General features: G+C 69.8%; 7 protein-coding genes. All 7 read right to left on the bottom strand.

Annotation, left to right across the window (positions count from 1 at the left end; all coding sequences use genetic code 11):
* Positions 1 to 75: 75 nt before the first annotated feature.
* Complete coding sequence (locus MFF30_RS22240) at positions 76 to 549, bottom strand: SRPBCC family protein (protein WP_238282224.1); 474 nt, start codon at positions 547 to 549, stop codon at positions 76 to 78.
* Between the two features lie 69 nt (positions 550 to 618).
* Positions 619 to 1,323 (bottom strand): ABC transporter ATP-binding protein, encoded by a 705-nt coding sequence (locus MFF30_RS22245; protein WP_238282225.1) that lies wholly within the window; start codon positions 1,321 to 1,323, stop codon positions 619 to 621.
* The gene (locus MFF30_RS22250; RefSeq protein ID WP_238282227.1) at positions 1,316 to 2,089 is read right to left on the bottom strand and encodes an ABC transporter ATP-binding protein; all 774 of its coding nucleotides are present in this window, start codon (positions 2,087 to 2,089) and stop codon (positions 1,316 to 1,318) included. The genes MFF30_RS22245 and MFF30_RS22250 overlap by 8 nt, the downstream gene beginning before the upstream one ends.
* Positions 2,086 to 3,105, bottom strand: coding sequence for a branched-chain amino acid ABC transporter permease (locus MFF30_RS22255; RefSeq protein ID WP_238282228.1), 1,020 nt, complete (start codon positions 3,103 to 3,105; stop codon positions 2,086 to 2,088). Before MFF30_RS22255 ends, MFF30_RS22250 begins: the two co-directional genes overlap by 4 nt.
* A 12-nt stretch (positions 3,106 to 3,117) precedes the next feature.
* On the bottom strand, positions 3,118 to 4,014 hold the full coding sequence (locus tag MFF30_RS22260) for a branched-chain amino acid ABC transporter permease (protein WP_238282229.1): 897 nt from the start codon (positions 4,012 to 4,014) through the stop codon (positions 3,118 to 3,120).
* 26 nt (positions 4,015 to 4,040) lie between these two features.
* Positions 4,041 to 5,288: an ABC transporter substrate-binding protein gene (locus tag MFF30_RS22265; protein ID WP_238282230.1), complete on the bottom strand. Its 1,248-nt coding sequence runs from the start codon at positions 5,286 to 5,288 to the stop codon at positions 4,041 to 4,043.
* A 95-nt stretch (positions 5,289 to 5,383) separates the two neighbouring features.
* On the bottom strand, positions 5,384 to 6,098 hold a 715-nt coding region (locus tag MFF30_RS22270; protein WP_238282231.1), incomplete at its 5' end, for a xanthine dehydrogenase family protein molybdopterin-binding subunit.

Here is a 6,098-nt window from a genome sequence, read left to right on the forward strand (position 1 = left end):
GCGAAATCGCGGTGGGCATGATCGTCTCGTGTCCTGTGCGGGGTGTTTTAGCGACGCGGAGCGTGGCCGGCTTGGTCAGGGGGGAGGCAGGGCCGCGCTCTCCGGTGCGGGCGCGCCGAGGCGGTTCGCGAACTTGCCGAAGAACTCATCGGCGAGCTTGCGGGACGTGGCCTGGATCAGGCGACCGCCGAGGGAGGCGATCTTGCCCCCGATCTCGGCCTTCGCCTCGTAGCGCAGGATGGTATCGGGGCCATCCTCCGTGAGGTTCACCACGGCGCGCCCCTTGGCGAAGCCCGCCATGCCGCCATTGCCCTGGCCGACCAGGGTGTAGCCCTCTGGGCCCCGAATATCCTCCAGCCGGACGGTGCCGGCGAAGGTGGCCGAGACCGGGCCGACCTTCAGGGCGACCTTGGCGGCCATCTCCTCGGGCGAGACCTGGGTGAGCTCCTTGCAGCCGGGGATGCAGAGCGTCAGCACCTCCGGGTCGTTGAGGGCGGCCCAGACGGTGTCGCGGGGCGCCGCGATTCGGTACTCGCCGGTGATGTCCATGCTGTCCTCCCTGGCTCGCGCCGCTGTCGGCGCGGATCGGCCGGCCTCTGAGATCGACCACGCGCTTTGTCAGACCGCGCAGTACCGATCCTGGATCTCGGTGTCGGCGCGCAGAGCGGCGGCCGAGCTCTCGTGCACGACGGCACCCTGGTCGATGATCACGGCGCGGTTCGCGAGATTGAGGGCCCACTCGACGTTCTGCTCGACGAGGAGCAGCGTCACGCCGCGGTCGCGCAAGGACACGAACAGGCGGCCCATCTCCTCGACCAGCACCGGCATGATGCCCTCCGACGGCTCGTCCAGCAGGATGAGCTTGGGCCGCGCGATCATCGCGCGCGCGATGGCGAGCATCTGCTGCTCGCCGCCCGACATCGTCACGGCGATCTGGTCGAGGCGCTCGGCCAGCCGCGGGAAGGTCTCGGCGATCTCGGCGATCGCCGCCCCCTCCTTGATCGTGCGCGGCGCGCGCAGGAGGCCGAGCTTCAGGTTCTCCCGCACGGTCAGGCCCGGGACGATGCGCCGGTCCTCGGGCACGTAGGCGAGGCCCAGGGGAAAGCGGGCATGGGCGGGACGGCCGAGCAGTTCCGCGCCGAGGAAGCGCACGCTGCCGCCGACCTTGGGGATCAGGCCCATCACGGCCTTCATGGTCGTGGTCTTGCCCGCGCCGTTGCGGCCGACAAGGGCCAGGATTTCGCCGGCTCGGACCTTGAGGGAGAGTCCGTGCAGGACGTGGCTCGGGCCGTACCACGCGTCGAGGCCATGGATCTCAAGCATGGCCGTACCCACCGCTCTGGCCGAGATAGACGCGCCGCACCTCGCGGTCGGCCTGAATTTCGGCCGGGCTGCCATCGGCGATGAGCCGGCCGTGATGCAGCACGAGGATCCGCTCGGACAGGCCGAGGATCATCTTCATCTTGTGCTCCACGAGTAGGATCGTGCGCGTCTCGCCGAGGCGACGCAGCAGCGCGACCATCTCCTTGGTCTCCTCCGGCCCCATCCCGGCGGTCGGTTCGTCGAGGAGCAGGAGCTTGGGGTCGCTCGCCAGGGCGATGCCGATCTCCAGGGCCCGCTGCTCGCCATGGGCGAGGGACGCGGCGGGACGGTCGCGCCGGCCCGCCAGGCCGATATCGGCGAGCAACGCATCCGCTCGCTCCGCGAGGCCGCTCAGAGCGTCGCGCCGGCTCCAGAAGTCGTAGCGGCTCGCCCGCGCCTGCATCGCCGTCCGCAGGTTCTCATGGGCGGTCAGGCGCGGGAAGACGTTCGTGATCTGGTAGGAGCGCGCGATGCCGAGATGCGCGAACCGGGCCTGGGGCACCCGCGTCATGTCGCGACCCCCGAAGCGGAGGCGCCCGGCCGTGGGCGCCAGGGCGCCCGAGAGCAGGTTGAACAGCGTGCTTTTGCCGGCCCCGTTCGGGCCGATGATGGCCGTGATGCGCTCCTTGCCGAAGACCGCGCTGACGTCTTCGAGAGCCGTGAACGCGCCGAAGCGGCGGCCGAGCGCCTCCACTTCCAGGATCGGAGCCTGCGGAACCGGATTCATGATTGCCCCCGGCGGAAGGAGAGGCGTTCCAGGGCCGAGCCCCAGAGGCCGCGTGGCAGGAACAACACGAACAGGATGAACACGGTCCCGAGGGCGAGCTGCCAGTGGGGCGTCCAGAGGCTGAACACGTCCTCCAGGACCAGCACCACCAGAGCACCGACGAAGGGGCCGAAGAAGGTGCCGGCGCCGCCCACCAGCGTCATCACCACCGCCATGCCGGAGGTGTGGTAGGCGAGGCTGTCGAGGGGAACGATCGAGAGGTGGATCGCCGAGAGCGCGCCGCTCAGGCCGCAGAAGAGGCCGGACAGGACGAAGGCCAGGAGCTTCGAGCGCTCCACGTCGAAGCCGCAGGCGCGCGCGCGGGTCTCGTTCTCACGGATCGCCTCGATGGCCGCCCCGAAGGGCGAGGCGAGGATGCGCGAGATCAGCGCCAGGGCCGCCCCCACGAAGGCCAGGACGAAGAGGTATTTGACCTGCGGGTCGAGGATGTCCAGCGAGACGGGCCCAAGGCCGATCCGCGAGACCGTGAAGCCGCGCAGGCCGTTCTCGCCGCCGGTCCAGGACGAAGCCTGGAGCGCGGCGTAGTAGACGAGCTGGGCGAGCGCCAGGGTCACCATGGCGAAGTAGATGCCGCGCGAGCGGATCGAGACGGCCCCGACCGTCAGCGCCAACGCGCTCGCCGCGACCGTCCCGAGGCCCATCGCCAGGAGCGGGTGGAGTCCGTACGCGCCGATGGCGATGCCGGTGACGTAGGCGCCCGTTCCGAAGAAGGCCGCGTGCCCGAAGGAGAGGAGGCCGGTGTAGCCGTAGAGCAGATTGTAGCCGACGGCGTAGAGCCCGTAGATCAGGACGTTGACGGCGAGCGCCTGCGAGGGGAGCAGGAACGGCAGGGTCAGGAGCGCGAGGATCGAGAGCGGCGCGCGCCAGCGCGAGAACCCGGCGGTGACGCGCGGGGCGCGCTGCGGCTTCACCGCCCCCGGCGGGGCGTCGACGACGGTCTGGTCGAGGGTCTGCATGTGCGGTCTCCCTCAGACACCGAGGCCGGGCTTGCCGAACAGGCCCTGGGGCCGGATCAGGAGAACCAGGGCCATGAAGGCGAACATCGCGATGCTGGCCATCTCGGGGGCGACCAGCGCGGTCATCGACACCACGATCCCCACCAGGAGGCCGGCGACGACGGAGCCCATCAGCGAGCCCATGCCGCCGATCACCGTGACGGCGAAGGCCTCGCCCAGCACGACGTTGCCCATCTCCGGATTGACCGAGCGCATCGGCGCGGCGAGGACGCCGCCCAGGGCCGCGAGCGCGATGCCGAGGCCGAACACCCAGAGCCAGAGCCGCTGGATGTCGATGCCGAGGACCCGGAGGATTTCCGGGTCGCGGGCGCCGGCCCGCACGATCAGCCCGAGCCGCGTCCGCTCGAGGCCGTACCAGAGGACGACGAGCACCAGCGCCACCACGCCGACGACGAAGAGTCGGTAGATCGGGAAGTAGCCGATGCCGAGATCGGCGACGCCGGAGAGCTCCTCCGGGGTGGCGAAGGGTAGGCCGTCCGAGCCGAACAGGATGCGCACGCCTTCCACCAGGACGTAACCGAGCCCGAAGGTGAGGAGCAGGGGATCGTCCGGCGAGCGGCCGGCCAGGGGCCGGATCAGGAAGCGCTCCACCAGCAGGCCCAGGGCCCCGACCATGAGCGGGCCGACCAGCAGCGCCGCCCAGAAGCTGCCCGTGCGCTCCATGACGAAGACGCCCGCGTAGGCGCCGACCATGAAGAAGTTGCCGTGGGCGAAATTCACGATGCCGAGCATGCCGAAGATGATCGACAGGCCGAGGGCCAGCATCACGAACACGGCGCCGAGCGCCACGCCCGAGAACAGCTGCATCGCGATGAGTTCAAGATCCAAGGCGGCGAAGGCAGAGGTCATGGCCGGCTCCCGCTCATGGCGCCCGATCAGGCCCGGTGGCCGAGTTCGTCGCAGGTGCGGAGGGCGGCCTCGGAGCCGGCCTCGACATCCAGGATGCGGAACAGGTCCGCCTCGCCCTGCATCTCGGACTTCTTGCGCGATTCCGTGATGAGCACGGACTGGATCGCCTGGTGGTCGCAGGCGCGGTAGCGCTCCGGTCCCTTGGCGACGTCGTAGGTCAGGCCCTCCAGGGCCGCGATGACTTTGTCCGTGTCGGTATCGCCGGCCGCCTTCACGGCCATCAGCAGCGAGCGGACGGCCGTGTATCCGTAGGCGCCGTAATCGGTCGGGATCGCGTTGGCGTAGGCGGCCCGGAAGGCGTCGTTGAAGGCCTTGGCCGAGGGCACGGTCTCTTCCAGGCGCCAGTAGTAGTTGCTCGCCCCCACAACGCCCTCGAAGGCGTCGGCGCCGCCCGCGAGGCGCTGGTTGTGCAGCAGCACCGGCACGACGATCCGGGCGGCCTTCTTCAGCCCGAAATCATTCGCCTGCTTGATGCTGTTGGCCTGATCGCGCCCGAAATTGCAGATGCACAGGATGTCGGGGCGCATGGAGCGCAGGCGCGGCATGAAGGTCGAGTAGTCCGGCGCGCCGAACGGGTGCAGGATCTCGCCGGCCGTCTCGGCGCCGATGGCGGCCGCCGCGCGCTTGAACCCGCGCAGCATCTCGTGGCCATAGGCGTAGTCGGCGGCGAGGTACGCCACCCGGGTGCCCTTCTTGAACGTGTGTTTGGCCACGGCCGCCGTGGTCATGTGCGGGTTCAGCGCCTCGTGGAAGGTGTAGCGGCTGAAATCCTTGGCCTCGTTGATCGTGTCGGACTGGCTGATCGACACGTAGAGAACCTTGCGCGAGCGGGTGATCTCGTTGACCGAGAGCTGGACCGCGCTCGACAGGGCACCCACGATGAAATGGGCCTTGTCCTTCTCGATGAGTTCCAGCGTCCGGGTCGCGGCCTCGCCGGGGTTGAGCTTGTCGTCACGGACCAGGAGTTCGGCCATCCGGCCGTTCAAGCCGCCGGTCTCGTTGAACTGCTTCACGGCGAGTTCGGCCGAGCGGATCTGATCCTTGGCCTCGGCGCCGAACGGGCCGGTGACCGGCGTCGGGAAACCGATGCGGATCGGCTCGGCGGCGCGGGCGACGAACGGCATCCCGATGCCCGCGAGCGCGCCCGTGGCGGCCAGTCCACGCACCAGCGTCCTGCGCGAGACGGAGCCGTGTCGCGATCCCTGTTCGATCATGGTTTCCTCCTGTCGTCGCGCGGGCTCGTGAAGGCGGCCCGCGTCGCGAAATCCGGGTGGCGGAAGTCCGCCTGGGGAAGTCCGCCGGGGATAGATCAGATCACGTCGAGCGCCCTCAGGATGCGTTCGGGTGTCATGGGGAGCTGGGAGATGCCGGCGCCGAGGGGGCGCAGGGCGTCGTTGACCGCGTTCAGGGCCGCGCCGCTGGAGGCGGCGGTGCCCGCCTCGCCGCAGCCCTTGGCGCCGAGTTCGGTGTCCAGGGTCGGTGTCTCCACATGGGCGATGACGATGTCGGGCATCTCGCAGGCCATGGGCACGAGGTAGTCGGACATCGACCCGTTCAGGAGCTGGCCCGTCTCGCCGTAGCGGCATTCCTCGAAGAAGGCCGCGCCGAGCCCCTGCACCACGCCGCCGCGGATCTGCTCGTCGACGAGGAGCGGGTTGATGACGCGCCCGCAATCCTCCACGACCCAGTGCTTGAGGATCGTGACGAAGCCGGTCTCGACATCGACCTCGACGAGGCTGCCGTGGATGCCGTTGGTGAAGGCGAAGGGATAGCCGCGCGGCGCGAAGTGGTGCGCCACCGTCAGGGCCGGGGAAACGTCCGGCGGCAGCAGGTCCGAGCGGTAATAGGCGAGGTTGGCGACCTCCCGCAGCGTCATACGGGGCGCGCCGTCCGCGTCCGTGACCGCGTCGTCGCGGATGTCGAGGGTGGCGGGCTCCGCCTGCAGGATCGCGGCGGCGATCTCCAGGATTCGCGCCTTCAGCTTGCGGCTCGCCTGGAGGGCCGTCTCGCCGCCGATGCCGGCG

It is taken from the genome of Methylobacterium goesingense (genome assembly GCF_022179225.1).
GTDB classification, from domain to species: Bacteria; Pseudomonadota; Alphaproteobacteria; order Rhizobiales; family Beijerinckiaceae; genus Methylobacterium; species Methylobacterium goesingense.

Coding starts and splice junctions, on each gene's coding strand:
- MFF30_RS22240 (WP_238282224.1), bottom strand. CDS start 549: ATGGACATCACCGGCGAGTACCGAATCGCGGCGCCCCGCGACACCGTC.
- MFF30_RS22245 (WP_238282225.1), bottom strand. CDS start 1,323: ATGCTTGAGATCCATGGCCTCGACGCGTGGTACGGCCCGAGCCACGTC.
- MFF30_RS22250 (WP_238282227.1), bottom strand. CDS start 2,089: ATGAATCCGGTTCCGCAGGCTCCGATCCTGGAAGTGGAGGCGCTCGGC.
- MFF30_RS22255 (WP_238282228.1), bottom strand. CDS start 3,105: ATGCAGACCCTCGACCAGACCGTCGTCGACGCCCCGCCGGGGGCGGTG.
- MFF30_RS22260 (WP_238282229.1), bottom strand. CDS start 4,014: ATGACCTCTGCCTTCGCCGCCTTGGATCTTGAACTCATCGCGATGCAG.
- MFF30_RS22265 (WP_238282230.1), bottom strand. CDS start 5,288: ATGATCGAACAGGGATCGCGACACGGCTCCGTCTCGCGCAGGACGCTG.